Origin of the sequence: Bacillus siamensis (genome assembly GCF_051628075.1) — a bacterium.
Taxonomy (GTDB): Bacteria; Bacillota; Bacilli; order Bacillales; family Bacillaceae; genus Bacillus; species Bacillus siamensis.
Window position 1 is genome coordinate 3,330,839 of record NZ_CP155579.1, and the last position, 25,815, is coordinate 3,356,653.

General features: G+C 49.0%; 23 protein-coding genes and 1 pseudogene. 4 read left to right on the forward strand and 20 right to left on the reverse strand.

The features are described 5' to 3' along the window. Window positions 1-35 precede the first annotated feature (35 nt). From ABDB98_RS16535 to ABDB98_RS16600, 14 genes and pseudogenes are all read right to left on the reverse strand, one after another. Complete coding sequence (locus ABDB98_RS16535; RefSeq protein ID WP_438420715.1) at window positions 36-1,442, reverse strand: PcsB-like coiled-coil domain-containing protein; 1,407 nt, start codon at window positions 1,440-1,442, stop codon at window positions 36-38. A gap of 396 nt (window positions 1,443-1,838) precedes the next feature. Beyond that, window positions 1,839-3,293 (reverse strand): tetratricopeptide repeat protein, encoded by a 1,455-nt coding sequence (locus ABDB98_RS16540; protein WP_438420716.1) that lies wholly within the window; start codon window positions 3,291-3,293, stop codon window positions 1,839-1,841. 115 nt (window positions 3,294-3,408) lie between these two features. Then, entirely contained in the window at window positions 3,409-4,470 is a 1,062-nt protein-coding gene (locus ABDB98_RS16545; RefSeq protein WP_047477278.1) for a sensor histidine kinase, read from the reverse strand. Beyond that, window positions 4,467-5,144, reverse strand: coding sequence for a response regulator transcription factor (locus tag ABDB98_RS16550; protein ID WP_016937821.1), 678 nt, complete (start codon window positions 5,142-5,144; stop codon window positions 4,467-4,469). Before ABDB98_RS16550 ends, ABDB98_RS16545 begins: the two co-directional genes overlap by 4 nt. Before the next feature lie 37 nt (window positions 5,145-5,181). Further along, window positions 5,182-5,786 (reverse strand): annotated as a pseudogene (locus ABDB98_RS16555) (hypothetical protein). A gap of 88 nt (window positions 5,787-5,874) precedes the next feature. Continuing rightward, on the reverse strand, window positions 5,875-7,644 hold the full coding sequence (locus ABDB98_RS16560; protein WP_438420717.1) for an ABC transporter ATP-binding protein: 1,770 nt from the start codon (window positions 7,642-7,644) through the stop codon (window positions 5,875-5,877). A gap of 212 nt (window positions 7,645-7,856) precedes the next feature. Further along, complete coding sequence (gene hisIE, locus ABDB98_RS16565) at window positions 7,857-8,477, reverse strand: bifunctional phosphoribosyl-AMP cyclohydrolase/phosphoribosyl-ATP diphosphatase HisIE (RefSeq protein ID WP_060964179.1); 621 nt, start codon at window positions 8,475-8,477, stop codon at window positions 7,857-7,859. Beyond that, window positions 8,474-9,232 (reverse strand): imidazole glycerol phosphate synthase subunit HisF, encoded by a 759-nt coding sequence (gene hisF, locus ABDB98_RS16570; RefSeq protein ID WP_047477286.1) that lies wholly within the window; start codon window positions 9,230-9,232, stop codon window positions 8,474-8,476. Before hisF ends, hisIE begins: the two co-directional genes overlap by 4 nt. After that, window positions 9,229-9,966, reverse strand: a complete 738-nt coding sequence (hisA, locus tag ABDB98_RS16575) for a 1-(5-phosphoribosyl)-5-[(5-phosphoribosylamino)methylideneamino]imidazole-4-carboxamide isomerase (protein WP_438420718.1) — start codon at window positions 9,964-9,966, stop codon at window positions 9,229-9,231. The genes hisF and hisA overlap by 4 nt, the downstream gene beginning before the upstream one ends. Beyond that, complete coding sequence (gene hisH / locus ABDB98_RS16580) at window positions 9,963-10,601, reverse strand: imidazole glycerol phosphate synthase subunit HisH (RefSeq protein ID WP_438420719.1); 639 nt, start codon at window positions 10,599-10,601, stop codon at window positions 9,963-9,965. Before hisH ends, hisA begins: the two co-directional genes overlap by 4 nt. Continuing rightward, window positions 10,602-11,186: an imidazoleglycerol-phosphate dehydratase HisB gene (gene hisB, locus ABDB98_RS16585; RefSeq protein ID WP_438420720.1), complete on the reverse strand. Its 585-nt coding sequence runs from the start codon at window positions 11,184-11,186 to the stop codon at window positions 10,602-10,604. Beyond that, window positions 11,183-12,466 (reverse strand): histidinol dehydrogenase, encoded by a 1,284-nt coding sequence (gene hisD / locus ABDB98_RS16590; protein WP_438420721.1) that lies wholly within the window; start codon window positions 12,464-12,466, stop codon window positions 11,183-11,185. Before hisD ends, hisB begins: the two co-directional genes overlap by 4 nt. Further along, complete coding sequence (hisG, locus tag ABDB98_RS16595; RefSeq protein WP_045925879.1) at window positions 12,463-13,104, reverse strand: ATP phosphoribosyltransferase; 642 nt, start codon at window positions 13,102-13,104, stop codon at window positions 12,463-12,465. Before hisG ends, hisD begins: the two co-directional genes overlap by 4 nt. Continuing rightward, window positions 13,097-14,269, reverse strand: coding sequence for an ATP phosphoribosyltransferase regulatory subunit (locus ABDB98_RS16600; protein WP_438420722.1), 1,173 nt, complete (start codon window positions 14,267-14,269; stop codon window positions 13,097-13,099). Before ABDB98_RS16600 ends, hisG begins: the two co-directional genes overlap by 8 nt. A 240-nt stretch (window positions 14,270-14,509) precedes the next feature. Between ABDB98_RS16600 and ABDB98_RS16605 the strand changes: the two genes are divergently transcribed. Then, on the forward strand, window positions 14,510-15,235 hold the full coding sequence (locus ABDB98_RS16605) for a C39 family peptidase (RefSeq protein WP_438420723.1): 726 nt from the start codon (window positions 14,510-14,512) through the stop codon (window positions 15,233-15,235). A 16-nt stretch (window positions 15,236-15,251) separates the two neighbouring features. On the opposite strand, the gene ABDB98_RS16610 is transcribed toward ABDB98_RS16605, so the two are convergent. The 4 genes from ABDB98_RS16610 to hprK are packed head-to-tail and all read right to left on the reverse strand — an operon-like array spanning window position 15,252 to window position 18,212. Beyond that, window positions 15,252-15,770 (reverse strand): acyltransferase, encoded by a 519-nt coding sequence (locus tag ABDB98_RS16610; RefSeq protein WP_045925876.1) that lies wholly within the window; start codon window positions 15,768-15,770, stop codon window positions 15,252-15,254. Between the two features lie 3 nt (window positions 15,771-15,773). Next, window positions 15,774-16,424, reverse strand: a complete 651-nt coding sequence (ppaX, locus tag ABDB98_RS16615; protein ID WP_438420724.1) for a pyrophosphatase PpaX — start codon at window positions 16,422-16,424, stop codon at window positions 15,774-15,776. 25 nt (window positions 16,425-16,449) lie between these two features. Beyond that, the gene (gene lgt / locus ABDB98_RS16620; protein WP_016937807.1) at window positions 16,450-17,265 is read right to left on the reverse strand and encodes a prolipoprotein diacylglyceryl transferase; all 816 of its coding nucleotides are present in this window, start codon (window positions 17,263-17,265) and stop codon (window positions 16,450-16,452) included. 14 nt (window positions 17,266-17,279) lie between these two features. Beyond that, a complete protein-coding gene (gene hprK / locus ABDB98_RS16625) occupies window positions 17,280-18,212 on the reverse strand; it encodes an HPr(Ser) kinase/phosphatase (RefSeq protein WP_013353746.1) in 933 nt (310 codons plus the stop codon). 169 nt (window positions 18,213-18,381) lie between these two features. On the opposite strand from hprK, the gene nagA reads away from it, so the two are divergent. The 3 genes from nagA to ABDB98_RS16640 are packed head-to-tail and all read left to right on the forward strand — an operon-like array spanning window position 18,382 to window position 21,039. Next, on the forward strand, window positions 18,382-19,572 hold the full coding sequence (gene nagA / locus ABDB98_RS16630) for an N-acetylglucosamine-6-phosphate deacetylase (RefSeq protein ID WP_438420725.1): 1,191 nt from the start codon (window positions 18,382-18,384) through the stop codon (window positions 19,570-19,572). Beyond that, a complete protein-coding gene (gene nagB, locus ABDB98_RS16635; RefSeq protein ID WP_438422164.1) occupies window positions 19,569-20,294 on the forward strand; it encodes a glucosamine-6-phosphate deaminase in 726 nt (241 codons plus the stop codon). The genes nagA and nagB overlap by 4 nt, the downstream gene beginning before the upstream one ends. 13 nt (window positions 20,295-20,307) lie before the next feature. After that, window positions 20,308-21,039, forward strand: a complete 732-nt coding sequence (locus tag ABDB98_RS16640; RefSeq protein ID WP_438420726.1) for a GntR family transcriptional regulator — start codon at window positions 20,308-20,310, stop codon at window positions 21,037-21,039. Window positions 21,040-21,172: 133 nt separating this feature from the next. On the opposite strand, the gene ABDB98_RS16645 is transcribed toward ABDB98_RS16640, so the two are convergent. Beyond that, window positions 21,173-21,748 (reverse strand): TetR/AcrR family transcriptional regulator, encoded by a 576-nt coding sequence (locus ABDB98_RS16645; protein WP_438420727.1) that lies wholly within the window; start codon window positions 21,746-21,748, stop codon window positions 21,173-21,175. A gap of 165 nt (window positions 21,749-21,913) precedes the next feature. Beyond that, window positions 21,914-25,783: a metallophosphoesterase gene (locus ABDB98_RS16650; protein ID WP_438420728.1), complete on the reverse strand. Its 3,870-nt coding sequence runs from the start codon at window positions 25,781-25,783 to the stop codon at window positions 21,914-21,916. Between the last annotated feature and the right edge of the window lie 32 nt (window positions 25,784-25,815).

Sequence of the window (25,815 nt, forward strand, 5' to 3'; positions counted from 1 at the left end):
GAGCCTTCCGGGATGGAAGGCCCTTGTCTTATTCATTATTGCACGACACGTCTTACATTGCCGTTGAATACTTTTTTCCAGTAAGGGTTGCTCATAGAATCGATGGATACACCGTGAGATGTATTATCGTTCAGGAACGTTCCGTTACCCAAGTAGATGCCGACGTGGCCGTTTGTTTTATACGTATCGAAGAATACTAAGTCTCCGCGTTTCATGTCAGACGCGCTGACTGCTTTACCTCTTCCGATTAGCGTATCTGTGCTTGTGCCGCTTACAGGTCCGAGGTTAACCCCTGCGTTAGCATAAGCCCAGCGTACGAATGAAGAACAGTCAAAAATACGGTTGTCAATATCAGACTGTGTGCGTCCGCCGCCGAATTTGTACGGAGATTGACCCACAAGGCTTGATCCTACGCTGATCGCGCCTTCAATACCGCCTGAATTTGAGATAACAGATCCGCCGTCAGAATCATCTGAACCGCCGCTGTTATGAGATGAGCCGCCTGAAGTGCCCGATTTGCTTGAGCTGTCAGATGAATCAGATGATGTTGAAACAGCCGCTTTTTTCACAGTTTTAACCGCTGCCGGCTGGCTGTCATCTGTTTGGTTTTGGTCTTCAGAGGCTTTTTGCGCTTCTTCCTGCTTTTTGATCAGGGCAGCCGCTGCAGCCTGCTCAGCTTTAATGCGCTTCTGTTCTTTTTCAGTGTCCGCTTTTGCGTTTGCAAGCTGTGACGCTTCTTTTTTCAGATCAGAGATAGCGGCAGCCGCTTTTTTCTGGCCGTTTTTCGCTTCGTCGAAAAGCTTGTCTTTCTGATCAAGCTGTTTGTTCAGGTCTTTTTGCATAGACTCTAGCTTCGCAAGGTCATCCTGGACTTTTTTCAGCTTCACGTTAAGCTCAGCTTCCGCATCTTCGAGTTTCGCTTTATCCTGCTCCTGCTGTTTGATCAGGTCTTTATCAGCATCAACGATAGAAGATACCGCAGTCGCACGTGAAATGAAGTCCCCGAAGCTTGTCGCTCCTAAAAGAACATCTATGTATCCTTGAGAACCGCCGTTTTCCTGTAAAGAACGAACGCGTTTTTTCAGGATTTCATTGCGTTTTTCAATACGCGCTTCTGTTTCTTTGATTTCTTTTTTCAAATCAGCGATGCGCTTTTTCGTTTTTTCGTTTTCAGCTTTTTTATCTTCAATTTTATTACTTGTATCCAACGCTTTTGCGTTAATGTCTTTCAGTTCTTTTTCAATCTTAGCCTGCTTGTCCTGAAGTTTAGACAATTCCTTTTCTTTTGCATCAAGGCTTGAAGCCACCTCAGATTGCTTGCTTTCGATTTTTGCTTTTTTGCTGTCTAATGTTTCCGCCGATGCAGTTTTTGTAAATGGGATCAAAAAACTGCTTGTCCCGATGACGGAAGCCAAACCAAGTGTTAATAAACTCTTTTTCACTTTTTCTTTCCTCCCTTTTACTTTAAACCTGTTCTCATTTGGAATTCTATTATGAACATCAAAGTTACGCTTCCTCACAAACCCGTGAGGCTGATGATTTTTATGTATGAATCTTTTAATCTTTTAAATTGGTATAGATTATACAGCACATGTAAAATAAACTAATCTCTTATGTACGAGAATCATTATACCATCATGTTTCGACAATTTTTATTACAGTTATATTTCAATGTGATTGCAAATCTCATATTTTGCAAAATAAACGGTGCTGGCGGCCTGATTTCGGTTCAAAAAGCAAAAAAAGACGTATAAAAATCTCTTTTTCCGGCAGTAAAGTTCTGTTTTGCCCCTTTCTGATAAAAAAAGAACCGACTCTTTATATAGAAAGAATCGGTTTTATTCCAATATATCATCTATTTGTCTGATGTATTTTGACAGTGTTGCCGGAGATACACCGTAAACGGCGGCCGTATCTTTTTTCGTCGTTTTTTCGCCGTTCGCTTCTTTCCATACGTATGCGATGGCTGCGGCCCATGCCCGCTCATTCTGTACGGCAGCGGCGGCGCGGATGTGCTGAATGACGTGAAAAACCCAGCAGCTCATGACGTCAGTCTTTAAACTGCCGGCTTCCGCTTTCTCCAGCAGTTTGACCGTCCGATACGTGAACAAGGCATCATGAGAAACGCCTGAAGCGCCTTCTTCACCGGAAAGCAGCAGTCTGACGAAGTCTTGTTCAAACGGTGAAGCAGCGCGTTTTGCCGTCAGAACTTTTTCAAGCTGGTTCCGCTCTCCTTTAGCGCTGCTGATATAATAGGCGGCGAGCCGCTGTTCAAGTGCAGCAGGCAGCGGTTCCTGCCGTTCCGCCCAAGGCGCGGACCGGTCTGATTCGGGAAATTCGGTTTCGGCCTTTCTCCAAATGGTTTCGGCAAATGCTGTGCGGCCTGTCCCGTAGGCTGAGGCGGCCAGCCAGTAATAAAACGTGTCGTCGCCTTCAAACCCGCTTTTGTAGAGTGACCGGAGCCATTTATAGCCGAGATCATGTCTGCCGACAAGCGCCAGCGTTGCCCCCAGCTTGTAGCGCTGTTCGAATAAAATCGGATACACATTGGAGAGCCTTTCGCTCAATTCCCCGACTTTTTCATCTTCTCTCTCGTAATAGCAGAATACCAGGTAGTTGCACAAGGCATGGAGATTGCCTTCATTTTTCTCAAGCACTTCGAATACCGTCTGTTTCGCTTTTGTGACATTGCCTGAGTAAAAGTAAGCGAGCGCAAGGTTGTTGTATGCGGACCAAAGCTCGGGATAATCGGCTGTAATCTCTTCAAGCATGACAACCGCTTCATGAAGCTGGCCGCTCTCAAGAAGCGTTTTTGCCCGGTCCTGCCTGATCAGCAATTCATCCTGATCATAGAGCGATTCGTTTTCACCCGCTTCACCGAAATCCAAAAGCTCCATCAGATTTTCTATCTCTTCGCTGAATTCTCCCTCCGGTTCGGCATCTGAATAAGCCGCGGCTTCTTTGTATGCTTCCTGAAAGAGCCCCAAATGCGCGAAATTGTTCGCTTTAAAGTAATGACACTCGGGCATTTCTTCTTTCAGGTTCACCATAATAAAGTCGAACAGCTCATTTGACTGCTGGTAGTGGCCCATTTCAGAATAAATGACGGCCAGCCGGGACAGCATTTCGGAATCATTCGGCTCAAGGTGAACGGCCCTCTGAATCAGTTTGCTGGCCCGTTTTAAATTCCGCTCTTTATATGCTTTTAAGCCTTTATGAAAAAAATATTGTCCATCCTGAAGCAGCTGGACAATTTGTGCGTGCTTTTTATGTTCAGAAGTGTGTTTTCCCACAAATATCCTCCGTTTTATACGTATTACCGTCAGTAGTATACCATAAAACGGTTTCGCCTCAATAGTTCAAAAGACAGAATCAGCTTCGTTTTTTACTGGCTGGTTCGACCAGATTTTAGCTGTTTTTTTCATGCGGATCGGCAGGAAGGGTGACGCGGAAAAGGGTTCCTTCGCCGCGCTTGCTTTCTACCTCTATCGAACCGCCGTGCAGCTCGGCGATTTTTTTGGCGATGGACAGGCCGAGGCCGCTGCCCCCTGCGTTTCTCGCCTTGTCCGCTTTATAAAACCGTTCAAATACGCGCTCCGCCTGCTCAGGCTCCATTCCGATTCCGTTGTCGGCGATTTCGACAGCCGCCGCCTCCGGCAAATCAACAATTTTAACGGAAATGCGGCCTCCCTCACCGGTAAACTTCACGGCATTGTGAATCAGATTCATCCATACTTGGCTGAGCAGCGCTTCATCTCCGTACACATACGATTCCTGTAAATCAATGAGAAATTCAATCTGTTTGGCGGACCACTCAGGCTCACAGGTCAATATGGTGCGCCGCAGCTGTTTGTCAATGCGGAACGGTTTTTTTTGTATCGGTTCGGTTTGGCGTTCGAGTGCAGTGAGCTTCAGCAGATTTTCACTGATTTTTGATAATCGTTCTGTCTCTGTCTCGATGATGTGTAAGTAGCGCCCCCGCTCCTCATATGATAAATCCGGTTTTTTCAGGAGGTGCGCGTATCCCTTTAATGAAGTAAGCGGGGTTTGGATTTCATGGGAAACGTTCGAAATAAATTCTTGTTTCAGTTTTTCCATTTCGCTCAGTTCCGCGGCAAGTGTCGACAGTTCATCAGCCAATTTCGTCACGGGGTGGTCCCGTTCAATCTTCTCCATTTTTCTGGAGGCGGCCGCGGTGAAGTTGCCGCTCGACATTTGCTTGATCGTGGCGGTCAGCGAATCCCAGATCGCATGATGTCTTTCACGTGCTGACTTTGAAAAAATAAACATCGTGACAAACAGCAGGCCGAAAACAAGCCAAAGCGTGAGAATCTGCTGGACGTAGGGCACAAGCAAAATCGGCCATATGAGACCGAATCCCTGAACGATCAGGTGGGCCGCCAGCCATAAGAATGCGGTGACAGTGAGAAGGATGATGATTTTTCCAGCCGTTCTGAAGATCCGTTTCATCCTGTCACCACAAACCGATAGCCGAGCCCCCGCACCGTATGAATGGCAAAGGGATAGTCTTTTTCCGGAAACCGTTCTCTCAGCCTTTTAATATGCACGTCAACCGTCCGCTCATCACCTTCATAATCAAAGCCCCAAATATCTTCTATTAAATGTTCTCTGGAAAACGTCTTATTCGGGTAACTGGCGAGCTTGAATAAAAGCTCAAATTCGCGCCGGGGCAGTGTCATTCCCGCCCCGCCGCCGCGCGTTACGGTGCGGGATTGCTTATCTAATGTGACCGTTCCGACGGTCAGCAGTTTTTCAGCGGTGATCCGGTACCGTTTCAGCAATGCTTTGACCCTCGCTTCAAGCTCAAGCGGCTCAAACGGTTTGACGAGATAATCGTCCGCTCCGGAAGTAAAACCTTGCACTTTGTCCAGTGTTTCGCCTTTTGCCGTCAGCATCAAAATCGGAATGTCCGTAAAGCTGCGGACGGCTTCACTGACTTCAAACCCGTCCATTTTCGGCATCATCACATCCAGTATGACAAGATCAACAGGTGTTGATTCTATCAGCCGCACCGCCGCTTCTCCGTCTTCAGCTTCTGCGACGTCAAAGCCGCTCTGCTCCATCATAAGGCGGACAAGCTCACGGATATGACGGTCATCATCCGCAACCAATATGACAGCCATAAAAATCCCTCCTTCTGATTTTTTCACTCATCATCTTTTAATGAATCGACATGATTTTTATAAGCCGTCTGATCTTTTCATTGTCTCCTGTATCGACATACACTTTTTTTGTATGGCGGATCATCTCCTCCGTCACTTCTTTCATTACGCATTTTTCGAAGACTCCCAGCGCAAAGGAACATTGTATACCTGAATGGTGCCGTCGCCGTTGCTGCTGTAAGTGACCGACCCATCAACTAAACGGGAACCGGCTAACTGAGTAACATCTTTCGGATAGCGGGCGCTCGTATGATCGTCAGGATTGACGAGTGCTCCGGCCGGAATGCGGCGAACGTTCAATTCATCTATCTGCTGATTTTCTCCAAGCTGCAGCCAGACGCGGGCATATTCAATTTGCAGAGGAGAATAATCTGCCGCGATGCTGTCTGGTTCGCTTTTGTCCGCAGAGATGTGATGTGAATCTTTGTTTACGGCTTCGTTTTTTTCTGCCGCCGATGCTGTTTCAGCCTTGTTTATGCTGCTTCCCCCGGCCGGACTTGAAGAACGGCCCGGCTCTTCATCGTTACCGCCCGTACACCCGGCAGTCATGATTACGAGCAGCACGGCAGCGTGACAATAAAAAATCTTTGTGCGTTTTTTCATGATTTAACCCCCGATTCCAATGAATAGGACTCCGGCTGCAAAATAAAAAGCAGCTTTTTCAGCTGCTTTCTATTCCTAAAGTCTTCCTTTACACAGCTTTGTTTTCTAAATCGGCATTCAGCTTCAGCTGCTGTTCCGCAAAATCGCGGTACAGCGAATGGGATGCCATTAATTCATGGTGTGTGCCCCGTCCGGTGATTTCCCCCTGTTCGACAAAGAGAAGCTGATCTGCATCCACAACCGTGGATAAACGGTGGGCAATCACAATCGTGGTGCGCCCTTCCATTAAGACTTCGAGCGCCTGCTGCACCCATTTTTCAGATTGGCTGTCCAGACTGGATGTCGCTTCATCAAGCATCAGAATACTCGGATTGCGGAGAAGTGCTCTGGCAATGGCAATGCGCTGGCGCTGTCCGCCTGAAAGCATAATCCCCCGTTCACCGACCTCGGTTTCAAATTTCTTCGGTAAGTCTTCAATAAATTGCAGGGCGTAGGCCATGTCAGCCGCTTGCCTCAGTTCCTCATCAGTCACCTCGCATTTTAATCCGTAGCAGATATTATCGCGAATGGTTCCTGACATTAACGGGCTTTCTTGCGACACGTAGCCGATATGCTCCCGCCATGATTCAAGAGAATACGCATCAATCGGTTCGTTTCCGAGCAGGATGCTGCCGGCCGTCGGATTGTAGAATCGTTCCAGCAGCTTAAATAACGTTGTTTTCCCGCCGCCGCTCGGTCCGACAATCGCGGTGACTTTGCCGGCCTCAATCGTTGCCGTAATGTCTTTTAAGATGGTTTGATCTTTTTTGTAGCCGAATGAGACTTGTTCAAGCTTAATCGGCTGATCTGCGTTTTCAATGATCTTTCCGGTTTGGATATCTTCTTCTTTTTCTGCAAGAATGTGAATCATCCGTTCCGTAGCGCCGACGGATTTTTGAAGCTGTGTAAAAAATGAAGTGATCTGGCCCATCGGCATAATGATCTGAAACAAATACAGAATAAAGGCAACGAGCGCGCCGGCTGTCAGTTCACCGGATGACACCTGCATTCCGCCGTACCCGATGACAGCGACCAGCGCCGCCATTAATACAAGTGTAATAAGCGGGCCTACGAGCGACTGCACCTTCGCCTCACGCAGCCCGAGTTTAAAGAGCGCCATGATGCCAGCTTTCCCGCGGCCGTATTCCGCTTCTTCAGCGTTTGAGGCTTTCACAAGTCTGATTTCCGGGAGGATGTGGTTTAATAATCCGGTGAATCTCGCCGTCTCATCCTGTGTTTCCCGAGAAATTTTAAACATTTTCCGGCCGATCGGCACTAAAATCACCGCAGCCAGCGGCACGACGATCAGCACGAGCAATGTGAGCTTCCAGTTCATGAAAAATAAGATCGTCAGTGACCCGATAACGGAAATGATTCCGGTAATAAATCCGCTGATATTGTTTGTGATCAGCTCTTTTACCACCATTGTGTCATTGGTAACACGGCTGATCGTTTCTCCCGTGGCGTTTTTGTCAAAATAAGAGACAGGCAGTTTAATTAATTTCTGCCACAACAAATCACGCAGCCCCGAGATGATTTTCTGGCCGCTGTAGTTCAGGGCATAGGTGGCGTAGGCGCTTAATGCGGCCTGTACGATAAACACGGCTGCGATGATTCCGATTTGCACGCCTGACAGCGACGACATGGAAAAGCCGTCGACGAGCTGCTTTGTCAACAGCGGAATCAACAGGCTGACGAGCGTTGTCACAATACTGAGAGACAGTGCGAAGGCCAGCATTCCGTAGGATGGTTTTGTTTTTTTGACTAATGAAAAGAATGAGCTAAATTTCCCTTTAGGTTTTGGTTGTTTATTCGGCATATGTTTTCCTCCTATATCACTGTTTATACTATAACGGATGTGCATGAACGGAATATGAACAAAACGTACATTTTTGATAAAAACCAAAATAAACTCTATTAGTCAATATTATCAAATTCATCTGCCTCCGGTTGCGAAATAAGGAATATTTTATTGAATGTTTAAGTTCGGGCATATTTAAAAACCTCACGGAGCTCTCCGTGAGGTTTGTTTTACTCAGATGCTGAATGGCGTTTCGCAAGAACGTCAAGCACGTCGTCTAAAGGAAGCGACTGTTCACGCAGAAGAACGAGCAAATGATACAGCAAATCTGCCGCTTCCCATTTTAATTCTTCATGGTCGCGGTTTTTCGCGGCGATGATCACCTCTGCGGCTTCTTCACCGACTTTTTTGAGAATTTTATCGACGCCTTCCCGAAACAGATACGTTGTGTAGGCTCCCTCAGGCATCTCCGCCTGCCGTTTGGCGATTACGCTTTCCAGTTCATTTAAGATGCCGAAACGATCCTGCGCGTCCGCTTTTTCCGGAGAAAAGCAGCTGTAGCTTCCCTTATGGCATGCGGGTCCTGAAGGCTCCGCAAGCACGACAAGGGCATCTTGATCGCAATCATAGCGGATGGCTTTCACCTTTTGGGTATTCCCCGACGTTGCTCCTTTATGCCACAGCTCCCCGCGTGAACGGCTGTAAAACCAGGTTTCTTTCGTTTCTATCGTTTTTTCGTAGGATTCACGATTCATATAAGCCAGTGTCAGTACTTCTTTGCTTGCCGCATCCTGCACGATGGCGGGAATCAGTCCGGCCTCGTCAAACCGCAGTTCATCTGCCTGTTTCATCTCACATTCACCCCGTGTTTCTTCATATAATCTTTCACTTCTTTTATAGATGTCTCTTTGTAATGGAAAATGGAAGCTGCAAGCGCGGCGTCCGCTTCACCGATCGTGAAGGCTTCAAGCATATGGCGCGCGCTGCCGGCTCCCCCTGACGCAATGACGGGCACCGGGACGGCACGTGAGACAAGTTTTGTAAGCGTATGGTTAAAGCCTGTTTTCTCACCGTCAGCGTCCATGCTTGTCAGCAGGATTTCACCCGCTCCCCGTTTGACGGCTTCTTTTGCCCAAGCCGTGACTTCCCACTCGGTTTTCTTTCTGCCCCCGTGTGTGTACACTTTATAGCAATCCGAATCTTCGTCATACTTTGCGTCGATCGCCGCTACGATGCATTGCGAGCCGAAAAAATCCGCTCCTTCCGTAATCAGCTCGGGACGGAGGACGGCCGCTGTATTAACGGATACTTTATCAGCGCCTGCGCGAAGCATTCGTTTCATATCGCTTAATTGATTGATTCCGCCGCCGACCGTAAACGGAATCGCCAGTTTTGCCGCAACCTGCTCCACGACGTCAGCCATCGTCTTCCGGCCTTCATGAGAGGCGGAAATGTCGAGAAAAACAAGCTCGTCAGCGCCCTCCCTGTCATAGGCTTCGGCCAGTTCGACAGGATCGCCCGCATCCTTCAGACCGAGAAATTGAATGCCCTTGACGACGCGTCCTTCTTTCACATCGAGACACGGAATGATTCGTTTCGTGATCATGCGTCCTTCACCCCGCTGAGTGCTTCAGCCAATGAAAATTGTTTTGTATACAGCGCTTTTCCGATAATCGCTCCCGATACACCGGTGTCTTTGCAGCGGGCCAGCGCTTTGAGATCGGCGACTGAGCTGACACCACCTGAGGCAATGACGTTTTTCCCCGTTGCTTTTGCGAGCTGAACGGTGCTTTCAATGTTCGGACCTGACAGCATGCCGTCAGTCGCAATATCCGTGAAAATGAAGGTTTCCGCTCCTTCCTCCGCCAATTCACGGCCCAGATCGGACGCTCTTACCGAAGATGTTTCCAGCCACCCTTCCGTCGAGACATATCCGTTTCTTGCATCGAGACCGATGGCGATTTTCCCGCCGTATTGTTTCAGCATGCTTTTCACAAACGCCGGATCGGAAACGGCCGAGCTGCCGAGAATGACGCGATCAGCGCCTTGTGATAAGTAGCCGTATACATCAGCTTCAGAACGAATCCCGCCGCCGATCTCAACCTTGACATCAAGCTGCCGGACGATGTCCAGAACATGCCTGTCGTTTACTTTCGTGCCCTCTTTCGCACCGTCAAGATCCACGAGATGAATCCATTCGGCACCTTCTTGTGCAAATTGCGCCGCCATGTCTAAAGGTGAGTCTCCGTAGATCGTTTCCTTGCCGTAATCACCTTGAATGAGGCGGACGCATTTGCCGTTTCTCATATCGATTGCCGGATATAATGTAAAAGCATTCATTTCTTCACCTTCTGTTCCGCTGCCATTTTTGTAAATTGCGTTAAGATCGCCATTCCGGCCTCGCCGCTTTTTTCCGGGTGAAACTGCGCTCCGAAGACATTGCGTTTCCCGACGACCGCAGGAACACGAACGCCGTACTCAGCGCTTGCCAGAAGATCGCCTTCTTCCATCCCGTCTATATAATAGGAATGGACAAAGTAAACAAAGCCTTCTCCCGCTTCCGAAAGCAAAGGAGATGTTTGGTGAACCGTCAGCCGGTTCCAGCCCATATGCGGCACCTTCAGCTTATTTCCTTCGGCATCCCTGTCTTTGAGTCTCACTGCTTTTCCGGCTAATAAACCAAGTCCTTTTGCAGAGCCGTTTTCGCTGCTTTCTTCGAAAATGAGCTGCATGCCGAGGCAGATGCCGAGAAGCAGCTTCCCCTCATCAACCATGCGGCCAATGAATTGATCAAGCTTCGTGCTGCGTAAATTGTCCATGGCGTCACTGAATGATCCGACACCGGGGAGAATAAAAGCATCCGCTTTTTCGAGCTCTTCCGGCCGGTCTGAAACGACATACGGGACGCCGACGCGTTCCAGCGCCTTCGACACGCTGAATAAATTGCCCATTCCGTAATCAATTACACCGATCATTTACAGAATCCCTTTCGTAGACGGCACACCTTTGACGCGCGGGTCAATGGATGACGCTTCGTCCAGCGCTCTGCCAAGCGCCTTAAACACGGCTTCTATCATATGATGCGTATTCGTGCCGTAATGAACGATGACGTGCAGATTCATTCTCGCTTCGAGCGCCAGTTTCCATAAGAATTCATGTATCAGCTCGGTATCAAACGTTCCGACTTTCGCTTGCAGAAATGCACCGCGCATCTCAAGGTGCGGCCGGTTGCTCAGGTCTACGGCGACTTGGGCGAGCGCTTCGTCCATCGGCACAAGCGCTGATCCGTACCGTTTGATTCCTTTTTTATCACCGAGCGCCTCCAAAAAAGCCTGCCCTAAGCAGATGCCGATATCTTCAGTCGTGTGGTGATCATCTATCTCCGTATCGCCCTTTGCGTCAACGGTTAAATCGAATTGTCCGTGCTTTGTAAACAAATCAAGCATATGAGTCATAAACGGCACATCCGTGCTGATATCGGCTTTTCCTTCTCCGTCAATACCGAAAGCCAGCTTAATATCCGTCTCATTTGTTTTTCTGGCGCGTTCCGCTTTTCTCATCGGTCATTTCCTCCGTTTCTCGCTTCAATCGATCTCGCGTGCGCTTCAAGCCCTTCCAGTCTCGCAAAGGCGGCAATGCTGTCCGCGTGGGTTTCAAATGCCTTCCGGCTGTATGAGATGATGCTCGATTTCTTTTGAAAATCCGTGACATTCAGCGGGCTTGAAAACCGCGCCGTCCCGTTTGTCGGCAGAACATGATTCGGTCCCGCAAAATAATCGCCGACCGGTTCAGCACTGTATCGTCCTAAGAAAATCGCTCCCGCGTGCCTGATGCTTCCAAGCAAAGCCTCCGGCGAATGCGTCATGATTTCTAAATGCTCAGGCGCCAGCGCGTTCACTGTGTCCACCGCATCCTCCATCGTTTCCGCGATGTAAATATGGCCGTGATCCCTGATCGACGCTTCGGCGATTTCTTTACGCGGCAGCGTCTGAAGCTGTTTATCCACTTCATCTGATACCGCTTCTGCAAGCTTCCGTGAGTCGGTGACAAGCACGCTTGAGCTGAGCATATCGTGTTCGGCCTGAGAAAGCAGATCCGCGGCAACTTCTTCGGGCACCGCCGTATCGTCTGCCAGGACTGCGATTTCGCTTGGCCCGGCTATCATGTCAATATCCACATCACCGAAGACTTCGCGCTTCGCCAGCGCCACAAAAATATTGCCGGGACCTGTAATCTTATCAACAGGCTGTATCGTTTCGGTTCCGTAAGCGAGCGCGGCAATCGCCTGCGCGCCTCCCGCTTTGTAAATTTCCTTTATGCCGAGCTCAGACGCCGCCGCCAGAACGCCCGGCGAAAGGCGGCCGTCTTTTCCCGGCGGACTGACGAGAACGATCCGCCCCACTCCCGCAGCGAGAGCGGGGATGACATTCATCAAAACGGAAGACGGATAAGCGGCCGTCCCGCCCGGCACATATACGCCCGCGGAATCAATCGCCGTTATTTTCTGCCCGAGCATCGTGCCGTCTTTACGATGGTAAAACCAAGAGGATTGCAGCTGGCGCTCGTGATATTCTTTAATATTGGCAATTGCCTGCTTGATCACTTCTAGCAGCTGATCATCAAGCTGTCGGTACGCCTCTGCGATTTCTTCTGCGCTCACCGCCAACCGGTCCAGGCTGATGCCGTCAAATGTTTTTGTATAGGTCAAAACGGCTTTGTCGCCGTTTTTTCTGACGTCTTCAATAATCGCCCTGACGGTTTTCCGCTGCTCTTCGGTTCCGCTGTCAATGGAACGCTTCAGTGAAAAACGCTCGCTTTTTTTTATTACGGTTATTTTCATTTTGCCGTTTCTCCTTCCACAACCCTTGCCAGCCTGGCAGCCATTTCGTCGATGACGTCATCCTTCATGCGGTAGCTGACCGGATTGACGATAAAACGCGATGTGATGTCACAAATGTGTTCTGATTCAACCAGTCCGTTTTCCTTTAATGTCCGCCCTGTTGATACGATATCCACGATTCTGTCAGCAAGCCCGATTAAAGGCGCCAGCTCAATGGAGCCGTTCAGCTTAATGATTTCCACCTGCTCGCCCTGCTCTCTGAAATAACTTGACGCAACATTCGGATATTTCGTCGCAATCCTCGGGGCGACACCGTTCCAATCCGCTCCCGGAAGCCCCGCAACGGCGAGATGGCATTTGCTGATATTCAGATCGAGCACCTCATACACGTCACGCTCTTCTTCAAGCATGACATCCTTTCCGGCAATACCGGCATCAGCGACGCCATGTTCGACATAAGTCGTGACGTCCATCGGCTTCGCTAAAATAAAGCGGAGATTTTCTTCAGGAACGTCGATGATCAGCTTTCTTGATTCCTCAAACTCCTCGGGCAGCCTGTATCCGGCCTGCCGCAGCAATCCGGCCGCTTCTTCGAATATCCGCCCTTTTGGCATTGCCATTGTGAGTACCTTACCCATTTTGCTCTTCCTTTCTGGCACCGATAAAGTATGTGACGTTTGTGAATGATTTTGTCATATGATCGATATTTTCAACGCCCGCCAAATCCTGCAGGACGACCTTTCTGCCTCTTGCCCTTTCTTCCTCCGCGAATAAAATGGCCTGCGCCCGCTGCTCCTTGCTGAAAATAACGGCGTCCGCCTCGCTTGTTTCTTCCTGGATGCCGAGCGCTTCAATCAGCCTGTCGATACGGAGTCCGAAGCCCGTGGCGGGAGCAGGGCTGCCGAAATGGCCGAGAAGATTGTTATAGCGGCCGCCGCTTCCGATGACAAACCCGACATTTGCCGCATACACTTCGAATAAAATTCCCGTGTAATAACTCATATGGCTGACCATGTTCAGATCAAGGCGGATATGCTCGGCACACCCGTAATCTTCAAGAATGTCCCATAGGTCTTCCAGCTCCTGAATCACGCTTTGCCTGGAGATGCCGATGATCTCCTCCGCTTTGGCGCAGATCTCTTTTCCGCCCCGCAATTCCAAAAGTCCGAGCAGCCGGCTTTTGTCTATTGAAGAAAGCGGGAGCGATTTGACATGTTCTCTGTACCCCACATAATTCTTTTCAAAGAGAAAGCGCCGCAGAACATCCGCCCGCTCGGCATTGCCCAGCACCTCGACAAACAGCTCATCTGCGAGCCCTGCATGGCCGATCGCGATTTTAAATCGGTGCAATCCCGCGTTTTTCAAAGCGCCGGCCGCGAGTGCAATCACCTCAGCGTCCGCGCTTGTTGATCCGTCACCGATCAGCTCCGCGCCGACCTGTTCGAATTCAGCCGGACGTCCGCCTTCCCGTTCTTGAGCGCGGTAGACGCTTGCCGCGTATCCCGCTCTGAGCGGATGATTATTTTTGTGCAGCTTAGACGCCGCCACCCGGGCAATCGGTCCGGTCATGTCAGGCCGAAGCACAAGCGTTTTTCCGTCCTGATCGAGAAGCTTAAACAGCTGCTGTTCTTCAATGGCTGACTGGGCACCCACTGTTTCATAGAATTCGAGGGTCGGAGTCTCCATAAACTGATAACCCCATTTATCAATTAAATCCGTCAGTGTGGAACGGACTTTCTTCTTTGCTTCGTATAAACCGGGAAGCGTATCTCTCATGCCATGCGGTTTCTCAAACATAAACATTCCCTTTTGCACCTCCGCTTTGTCTGAAGGAAAATTCCGAATCCTTTAGTTCGCTAATATGATAATATGTTAGCAGATAAAAGAATGGATTGCAATGCCCAATGTCCGCCTATTCTTTCCCATATTGATGACTAAATCATGAACAAATCTGTAAACATAACAGAACCATCTAATCATATTGAGCAGAAGTGCTATAATACATAGAATAGCTTCAACAGAAACAAGGGAGAAGAATTGATAATGAAGACGCTTGGAACATTATGTGTGCTGATTCTGACAGCCGTCCTTGTCTATCTGGGATATAACATCTATACAAACGATATTCATTTGAATCTTTTCAATCAGCAGTCCGACGAGCCTGATGAGAAAACACCGTTAAAAGGGAGCGCGTCACCGCTCAATGTCGTTCTGTACAGACAGATGGATTCACCCAGACTGTACAATGGCTGTGAGGTGACAAGCCTTGCTATGATTTTGAACAATGCCGGATATCATGTATCAAAAAATACATTGGCGGATCGAATCAATAAAGTTCCGCTCACATACAGCAGCGGGCTGAAAGGAGATCCGAATGAAGGATTTGCCGGAGACATGGAAAACGGCCCGGGTTTAGGCGTTTATCATGAGCCGATTGTTAAACTGGCCAAAGAGTATGCGGGAAACAAAGTATACGACCTGACGGGAAAAGACATTTCTGCTGTGTACCGCCAGCTTGAAAAGGGACGGCCGGTCTGGGTGATTATCACCACTTCCTTTAAACCGGTTGATCAAATGCAGACTTGGAATACGCCGAACGGAAAGGTCGACATCACGTACAGCATGCACAGCGTAGCCGTCACCGGTTATGATCACGATTATGTATACGTCAATGACCCTTACGGCTATAAAAACAGAAAAACGGACCGGACTGAATTCGAAAAAGCCTGGAAGCAGATGGGCAGCCAGGCCATTGTAATCAAGTCATAAAAAAACCCCGCTGACGTTAATCAGCGGGGTTTTCCATTCGTTTTTTCATTTCTTCGTGCGTATAGATCAGCTTCATCGGATTTCCTCCGACAAACGCCCCGGCCGGGACATCTTTATGCACCAGCGTGCCGGCTGATACAACGGCTCCGCTCCCGATGGTGACGCCGGGCAGAATCGTTGTGTTTGCCCCGATCATTACCTCGTCACCGATTGTGACATCACCGGTCCGGTACTCATGTATTAAATATTCATGAGCCAAAATCGTCGTATTGTAGCCGATGATGCTGTTTTCTCCGACAGTGATTTTTTCAGGAAACATAATATCCGGCATCACCATCAGCGCGAAAGAGGTTTGTTTTCCGACATTCATTTTCAAAAAGGTTCGGTACAGCCAGTTCTTCACGCTTAGAAACGGCGTATACCTTGCAATCTGGATAATGATGAAGTTTTTCATCACCTTCAGAAAGGGAACCGTCTGATATACATGCCACAATGAATTTGCACCTGCAACCGGATGGCGGTCTGTTTTTCTCACGGATCACTTCACTCCGGTAATGTGCAATAAATCACTCATTTTCTCAAGCATATAATCGGGTTCATACGCGGAAAGCGCCTGTGCGCCTTTAATCGTCCACGCCACGCCGGCTGTTTTTGTGCCGGCGTTTTTGCCCGCCATGACATCGTGATAATTGTCACCGACCATCATGGCCTCCGACGCATCGCACCCCAGCCGGCTGAGCGCAAGCCGCACAGGTTCGGGATCAGGCTTCGGATGCTTTACATCATCAAGCGTGACGACAGTATCGAAAAACCGCCCGATGCCTGTCAGCTTCAATCCCATATTGACTGTATCCCTCAGCTTTGTGGTGACAATACCGAGCTGATAGCCCGCTTTTTTCAATTCATCGAGCGTTTCATAAACCGTTTCGTACTCCGTGACGAGCTCATCGTGCTTCTCATGATTGAATGCCCTGTACATGCTGATCATGTCATCGCACTTTTCGGCATCAATGCCTGAAAATGTTTCGTACAGAGGCGGGCCGATAAACGGAAGCACATCTTCCCGTTTATACTGCCCCGGGCAATAATGATCAAGCGTATGAAGATAAGAAGTGATAATCAGTTCATTCGTGTCAATCAGCGTACCGTCGAGATCGAATAAAATGGCGGTTAAACGTTTATCAGTCATCTTATGTCCTTTCCGATTTCAGACGTCAGTCCGTATCCGCATACCGCTTATCGGCATACCCTTTAACGCGTCTGAAAACCATTAAAATAATCGCAAGAACAATCAGCACAATGGAAATGACCTGAGCGATTCGAAGCTGGCTCGTGAGCATCAGGCTGTCCGTGCGCATTCCTTCAATAAAGTATCTGCCGATCGAATACCAGATGATATACGTCAAAAACAGATTGCCCCTGCGCAGGTTCACGCGGCGGAGCAGAAGCAGAATCACGACACCCGCAAAGCTCCACAGCGATTCATATAGAAACGTCGGGTGATAATAATGTCCGTCTATGTACATCTGATTAATGATGAAATCCGGAAGGTGAAGACTTTCCAAAAATGAACGGCTGACCGCTTCGCCGTGAGCCTCCTGGTTGATAAAGTTTCCCCAGCGCCCGATGGCCTGACCGAGCAGAATACTCGGCGCGGCAATATCCGCCAGCTTCCAGAATGAGATCCCTCTTACTTTTGAAAAAACAACGCCCGTTGCGATCGCGCCGATTAATCCGCCGTGAATCGCGATGCCGCCTTTCCAAATTTTAATGATTTCCCCGGGGTGTTCCGAGTAATAGCTCCACTCGAAAAGCACATAGTATGCCCGTGCGCAAATGATTGCGATCGGGATGGCGAAAAGAACAAGATCAATAAAAATGTCCTTTTTCAGCCCCCGCTTTTCACTTTCCCTCATGGCCATCCAAAGCCCTAATAACGCACCCGCGCCGATAATGATCCCGTACCAGTGCACGGATAAAGGCCCGAGCTGCAAGGCAATCGGATTGATCGGTGTTCCTGCTTCGTTCATATTATTGCCAACTCCTATTCGTCTTGTTCGCCGTCTTCAATGACATCCGCCAGCTTATTCGTAAATTGCTCGGCAGCATTTAAACCCATCCGCTTCAATCTGAAGTTCATCGCCGCAACTTCGATAATAACGGCGAGATTTCGCCCAGGGCGGACTGGAATGGTCAGTTTTGTAATTTCCGTATCAATGATTTTCATTTTTTCCTCTTCAAGTCCGAGACGGTCGTATTGCTTCCCTTGCTCCCAAAGCTCAAGGTCCATGACGATTGTAATTCTCTTATTGCTTCTGACGGCGCCCGCTCCGAACAGCGTCATGACATTTATAATGCCGAGACCCCTGATTTCAAGCAGATGCTCAATCAGATCAGGCGCATTCCCGACGAGCGTATCCTGATCCTCCTGTCGGATTTCGACGCAGTCATCCGCGACAAGCCGATGGCCGCGTTTGACGAGCTCCAGGGCCGTTTCACTTTTACCGACGCCGCTTTTTCCCGTGATGAGCACACCGACGCCGTATATATCCACAAGCACGCCGTGAATGGCGGTTGTGGGCGCGAGACGGCTCTCAAGAAAATTCGTCAGCCGGCTTGACAGTCTGGTTGTTTTCAGAGGGGATCTCAGCACCGGCACGCCGTTTTTCTCGGATGCTTCTACAAGCTCCGGCGGGATCGGCATATCTCTGGAAAGGATGATAGCCGGCGTCACATCGGTGCACAGCGATTCCATCCGCTGTTTTTTATCCTCCTCAGGAAGCTGATCGAAAAATGACAGCTCCGTTTTTCCTAAAAGCTGCACCCGTTCTCTCGGGTAATATGTAAAATAACCGGCGATTTCAATACCTGGCCGTGATAAATCACTCATCGTAATCGGGCGGTTAATCCCTTCTTCTCCGCTGATCAATTCTAAATGGAACTGCTCCATTACGTCTTTGGTCCGAACCTTTGCCAAGATATGTTCCTCCTGTTCTGGGATGTTCCGAGCTTTGAACAGTTATATTTTATCACTTTACCGTCTGAACCAAAACAGATTTATACAATTCCGGCATAACTGGTCTAGATAACTAGTCTGAAAAAGAGTAAAATAAAACTAACAACTAACAAGGAAGGCGTGTTTTAAAGTGGCTGAAAGCTTGTTAATCAGCGGTGCGGACATCGTAACAGAAGAAGAAATCATCCGAAACGGATTTCTCGGCATAAAAGACGGCATCATTTCTTACGCGGGTCAAACAAGACCGCAAGAAACGTATGAGAAGGAATGGAAGGCGCCCGCGGGTTCGTATGCGCTTCCCGGAATGATAGATATCCACATTCACGGCGGATACGGCGCGGATACGATGGATGCCGATCTCGCGGCTCTTGATACAATGTCCGCCCGGCTGCCCGAAGAAGGAACAACCTCTTTTCTAGCGACCACGATCACACAGCAGCATGAAAACATTGAAAAAGCGCTCGAAAACGCCAAGGAATGGACGGACTCCTCACCGCAGGCTCATAAAGGCGCTGAGTTGATCGGCATTCATTTAGAAGGGCCGTTTGTCTCTCCGAAAAAAGCGGGAGCACAGCCGAAACAATGGATTACGCCTGCTGATGCCGGGCTCTTTCAGAAATGGGAGCGTCTCTCCGGAGGGCTGATCAAAATCGTGACGCTTGCGCCGGAAGAAGATCCTGATTTCAGCCTGATCCGTTATTTAAAAAACCGGAACATCATCCCGTCAATGGGACACACAGACGCGGGAGCCGATCTTTTAGAAAAAGCGGCGGATGCCGGAGCGCTGCACATGACGCACCTTTTCAACGCCATGAGCTCCTTTCACCACCGTGAGCCGGGGGGCATCGGTACGGCTCTCGCCTGCGGGCGCATCACGGCGGAGCTGATCACTGACGGCATTCATTCTCATCCTTTGGCTGTAAAGCTTGCCTATTTGGCGAAAGGAAGCCAAAACCTGATCATGATTACAGACTCGATGCGGGCAAAAGGGCTTAAGGACGGAGAATACGAATTCGGCGGACAAAGAGTCACCGTTTGCGGAGACAAAGCGCTTCTTTCTGACGGGACGCTGGCCGGTTCCATTTTAAAAATGAATGAAGGCGCGGCGCTCATGCGCAGGTTTACGAACTGCTCATGGCTGGATATAGCTAATATGACAGCGGCAAATGCAGCCCGCCGGCTCGGCATTTTTGACCGTAAAGGAAGCCTTGCGGAAGGAAAAGACGCCGACGTTGTTTTGACAGACGGACAGTGCGGCGTGCTGGCAACGATTTGCCGAGGAAACACCGCATATATCTCAGGAGGAGCTGATTGGACATGAACGTCATCACATGCAGACATTATGAAGAATTAAGTGAAAAAGCCGCAGAGATAATTGCTGAAACAGTTAAACAAAAGCCGGATGCCGTTCTCGGGCTTGCGACGGGCGGCACCCCTGAAGGCGTATACAAAGAGCTTGTGCGGATGCACCGCTCCGAGGGCCTGTCATTCCGGGATGTCACGACGATCAACCTTGATGAATACGCCGGGCTTTCTCCCGAGGACAAAAACAGCTATCATTATTATATGAATACACATTTTTTTGCACATATCGACAGCCGAAAGGACCGCCGCTTTCTCCCTGACGGACGGGCAGACGATCTTGATGCTGAATGCGAACGCTATGACCGATTGATTCAAACACTCGGCGGAGCGGATATTCAGCTTTTAGGCATCGGACACAACGGCCATATCGGCTTTAATGAGCCCGGGACGCCATTTGAATCCCGAACCCATGTCGTTGAGCTGAATGAAGAGACAAGACGGGCGAATGCGCGGTACTTTCCGTCAATCGATCAAGTTCCTGAAAAAGCTGTGACAATGGGGATCAGGACGATCTTGTCCGGCAAACGGATTTTGATCATGGCATCCGGAAAAAGCAAGGCCCAAGCGGTGAAGCAGCTTCTGGACGGGCGCGTCAGTGAAGCATTCCCCGCCTCCGCCCTGCACGAACACCCGGATGTGACGGTCTTGATTGATGAAGAGGCTGCGGGCGGCGATTGAAAGGATTTGACCTATGCAGATTGATAAACAATCTCCGATTCCGATTTACTTTCAGATTATGGAACAATTGAAAACCCAAATCAAAAACGGCGAGCTGAAAGCGGATGCGCTGCTTCCGTCGGAACGGGAATACGCCGAACAATTCGGCATCAGCCGCATGACGGTGCGCCAGGCGCTTTCCAATTTGGTGAATGAAGGATTTTTATACAGACAGAAAGGCCGGGGAACGTTCGTCAGCAAACTGAAGATGGAGCAGCCGCTTCAAGGGCTGACAAGCTTCACCGAAGATATGAGAAGCCGGGGCATGAAGCCGGGGAGCAGACTTGCCGAATACCAGCTGATTCAGGCGACGGAAGAATTATCTTCTATCCTGGGATGCGGCTGTCCGGCAACGCTTCATAAAATTATCCGCGTCCGGCTGGCGAATGATATCCCGATGGCGATTGAAGCCTCGTACATCCCGTTTGACAAGGCAGGGAAATTGGATGCCTCCCATTTTCAATCATCCATGTATGAGCATATTGAAGCGTACAATCAGATGCCGATTTCACGCGCCAAACAAGAGCTTGAACCGGGAACAGCTTCCGAGGAAGAAGCCGAACTGCTCGGTATCCAGCCCGGCGCGCCCGTCCTCTATATCAAGCGGACCACTTATCTGCAGGACGGCACTGCCTTTGAGCATGTCAAATCCGCCTACAGAGGCGACCGCTACACATTTGTGCATTATATGGACAGGGTGAAATGAAACATCTCCAACCGTTACGGGTTGGAGATGTTTTTTTGATCTGCCATTTTCAAATCAATTCTCTATGACTCTGTCAAAACGAGAGGCTAGGGTTCTGGTATCTATTTTTCATAAAGAAAAGAGTACTAAAATGCTACCCTCTGTTTTGGACAATATACGGAACCTGCTTTGAAATCAGCAGCAGCGGTTCTTTGTTTTTATGAGCCAGTGAAAACATGATTGCGCCTTCAATCATCGAGTTGATTGTCATCCCAAGCTTCTCTGCTTCCTCTTGTTCAAACCCATGCTCAAGAAATTTTGCCGCAAACACATCCGTCCACTTCTTGAACACTTCAACACATGTGCATCTTAACGTTTCATTGATCAGAGCGGTCTCACCCGCCAGCAATCCAACCGGCACGCCCTCAATATTCTGAGGATCATTAAACTGTTCAGCCGTTACATGAATAAAGTGCTGAATGGCTTCTACAGGGTCCCCGAATTGAGACATGCTATTCTGTATTTGCTTTTCAACGCATCTTCCCGTATGTCTGATTGCCGCAATGGCGAGTTCTTCTTTTCCGTTTGGAAAGTGATGATACACAGACCCTCTGGGTGCTCCGCTCTCTTTTATAATTTGATTCAAACCTGTCGCATGGTATCCCTGAATCTGAAAAAGATATGCAGAGGTTTGAATAATTCTTTCTTTTGTCCCGGTTTTACTGTTCATTATGTTTCCTCCTGCATTTAAGAAAACCAATCGATTTTAGTATAGAAAAGGGACATAAAAAAGTCAAAAGCACTTATCACAGCAGGGCGCCGCCATTTCCGTACAGAAAAAATCCTGCTGACCGTCAGATTCCGTTCTGAGCGATCAGCAGGCGGTATTTCACTGTTATGGGTTGGAGACATGCCTGAAATCAAGCTGATCCGGAGCTGGAGCATAAGGCGTATTTCCCGTTTTGAACATCCAGATCGGTGATATTGTTTTGCCGTTGTACGGATCTTTGACGACGGTGTACCAGTAATAAACCGATTCCGGCTGCAGGCCGTCCCAGACCCACTCTGCGGTTTTTCCGCTTTTTACGTGTTTTTGATGACCGAGCAGTTCGTTCGTATAAACGTTGCATTCAAAATAATCGGTCGCTACCTTTTTCATTTTCGGCTGTAAATCCATTTCAGCTGAAAATTCGTCTTTATCAGCGAACAGATCGGTGTCATAGTAATTGATGTCATCCGTATACGGCGAGTAGGAGAACATGTGAACCTGATTGGCGGCCTGATCGAATTGCATGATGCGCATATAGCCTTGTCCCCCTTCAGGACCATCCTGATAGTCGGTCAGAATTTGATGAACGAGGCGGTCCGGTTTTCCGTCGCCGTCATCGTCAAGGGCATCGGTTTTTTTCACAGCATTATGATAATGGCCGCTCAATACCATCGCCACATTGCGATTCGGCTTAACGACTTTTTGATAGATCGTCTCCCCGATCGGGCTTCGGTTTCCGCTCACAAGCAAATACTCATGAAAACATAATATGGCGGTTCGGTCCGGATATTGCTTAAGCACTTGATTGATCCAGTCAATCTCTTGATCCGCAATGCCCCAGCCCATATAAATCATAATAAAATCGTTCCCGCTTGCCGACAGCAGATCATAATGCCCGCGGTTATTTTTGTATGACCCGCCGTAATGCATGTTCTTTTCAAAACGGCGGCTTCCGAAGAAATCCCCGAAGGTTCGGTATGTGCCGTCTTTATGGCCGACGTCATGATTGCCGGCAAGCACTCCGTACGGAATCCCCGCCTTATCAAGTGTCCGCATGGAGTGATCGGCGTTTTTCCACTGTTTCATCACCATTGAATCATCGACGATATCGCCGGTATGAAAGACATATTTGATATTGTGCTTTTCCTTATTTTCTTTGATCCACTCCGTCATTTTGTCAAAAATGTTCGGGTGCCCTTGTGCGTAATACTGTGTATCGGACATCCAGACAAATGAGTAATTGCCTTTTGCCGGGATTTGATCCTGCACGATGACATTCATCTTTGAGTTTTTCACCGCATCCGCTGCAGACACGGCAGCTTTTAACGTAAACGGCTTTTTATTTTTGGCAAGGACGCTGTCCGCCTCCTGCCAGCGGCTTGTCCGGTAATTCCAAATATACATGGTTACCTTTCGGCCGGGCAGAGAGCTTCCTTTCCAGACCGCTTCGGCCAGGTCCGTTTCGTCAATAGACGGGTCAACGGTTACTTCAAATCGGTGATAAGGGAAACGTTCCTTGCTTTCTGACGAGACTGTTTTTCCGTCATTTGCCGAGATACGGTTCATTTCCGGCAGTGTAAACGGCATTTCATTTTCTTTTATGCCTTGCGGCGGTTCTGTTAATGAGGCGTGTTTATACACTCTCACGCTGCCCGGATTCCGCGCGGTGTAACGGAATCCCCGGTAAAATGATACATTCATCTCATCCTTCGTCGGATCTTTTACCCGCACGGACAGCTTCGCTTTATGGGCGCTAATGTTTTGATCGGCAAGCTCCGGCTGATCCGGCTCCTCCCGTTTGATATGGAAGGTGCGGACGGACGTTGTTTCATTTCCGGCAAGGTCTGCCGCAGTGATGGTAAGCGTATGCTTTCCGGGCTTAAGATCGGCTGATGACGTATGATGCGGGAGCGTGATGCTTTCTCCGTCCAAAAACGCTTTGACTTCTTCCACCTTGCTCCATTTATCACGGATGTCCGCTTTCAGCTCAAAGTTACCTTTCAATGTCGCGCCTTCTTTGATCCCCGGAACAATTTTCGGGCCTGTATTGTCCACCCGCACAGACTGACTGAGCTGCTCCTCACCGTCGCTTACAAAAATCTGGTGATAGCCTTCAGAAAGCTTCGCCGTATTCCATGGCAAAAGCCGCGACGTAAATAAATGATCCGGCAGGCTGAATGAGAAGGTCATGCTCTGATTCGCCCGCTTGCCGTCACCGATAAACAGCTGCTCATCAGGATCCCGCTTCCCGTCTTTGATCAACGTTCCGTCTGAAAGCACCAGGCGGGCATTTTTCACGATAAAATCATCCCGATTCTCCCCCGTGTCATACGGAGAAACCTTTGAGCCCGCGCGGATAGATACTTTCTGCGTTTTGCCCCCTTTTTGCAGCAGACGTTCCGGAAGCAGAACCGAGTACGTTCTGTAGCGATGAGCCGGATCGTCAAAAATGTGCAGCACCTCGTTTTCCATCATGACGGTGTTTTTGAAATAAAGATTGGTTTTCCGGGCATCGAAGGCGAAATAGACCTCTTTTTCCAGCGCCGGCCGGGTCTCCTGCCGCTTGCCGTCAATCCACAGCTTGATCTTATCCGTGCCGGCGTCAGATGTGGCTTTGAGCAGATAGGTGCCCGAAATCGTATCTTCCGGTTCAATGTTCATTCTGAGTCCGTGTGATTTACTCGTCTGTTCAATGTCAATCATCTTGACGGGTGTTTTTGCTTCATTTTCCCCGTCACCGGCTGCGATATAATACTCCAGCTGATCCTGGCCGAGCAGTTCCGGGGAATAAATAATGTGACGGTATAAGCTGTCGTTGCGGTCTTTTTCAGCCAGAATTCGTTTGAATGGTTTGTTCTCATTGGTTCTGTAATAAAACGCGGCTGTTTTGACAAGGTTTTTGTCCCGGATGTCCGCTTTTAATTCAATGCTTTCTGCCGGCCGGACCGGCTTTTTGTCTGTAAGGTCTTCAATGACCGGTTTTTCCTTGTCCGGTTTGATCACTCTTTTCTGCTGAGGGATCTGCGCCTGAAAAACGGAGCCCGGTGACGGCTTATGTTCGCTTGTGGAGATCTTCAGCAATTCTCCCGTTCCGTTCAGCGGATATTTGTACAGCAAAGAAGTCAGCCGGCGGAATGCATGTTTTCTGTAATGCGCTGAGGCGATGGTTTTTCCGGTGTTTGCTGACAGCACCACCGTCCGCGGGCGGGCATTGGACATTCCGTCCGTCCCTTCGATGACGGCGAGATGTTTTCCCTCCTTCAGGCGGGTTCCGTAATAGCGGTTGAAATCATCTGCCGTCAGTTCTGATGCGGCGCGTCTCAGCCAAAACACATAAGCGCCGCCTGACGGAATGACAATATCTTCTTTCGGCCTCCATATCACATCTGAATCCGGCCCTTCCTTCGGGTAGCGGTAGCGGATATGATAATCCTTAAAGTGAATGGGTCTGTCCGTCGTGTTATACACCTCGATAAATTCATAGGCATCAGCGCCGTCTTCATTTTTCGTATCAACGGCAAGCTCCGTAATCATCAGCTCGGGAATATGATTCAAATCGGCTTGATAGCCGTCCAGCTTCAGCCGCTTTTTCTCCGATTCCGCCCGCTGTCTGCCGTTGGTGAAAACGAGGTAATATTCCAATTCTCCATTCCAGATATCCCGTTTTGAAACCTGGGCCGTAAACAGCCGGATTGCGCCTGGAGCGGGCTCCATCGGCACCATCTTATATCCCAGCTCATTGCTTTGTTTATAAAAAAGAAACGCCGAAAACGCTTGATAATCGGCATTCTGTACATGAGCCTGTATGAACAGGTTTCTTTTCATTTCCGCCTTTACTTCGATTTGGGGAGGATTCTCCAGAAGCGGTATGTAATGAGGCGGCTGTCCGAATTCCTGCTGATTCACCGGGATTGCCGATTCTTTGCGCGCCGCACCCGCAGAAGGACTCACACAAAGCAAACCAATCAGAAAAAAGAGCGTCATCACAAGTTTCATCTCATTACCTCCCTATGCATTATGTTGCGTCA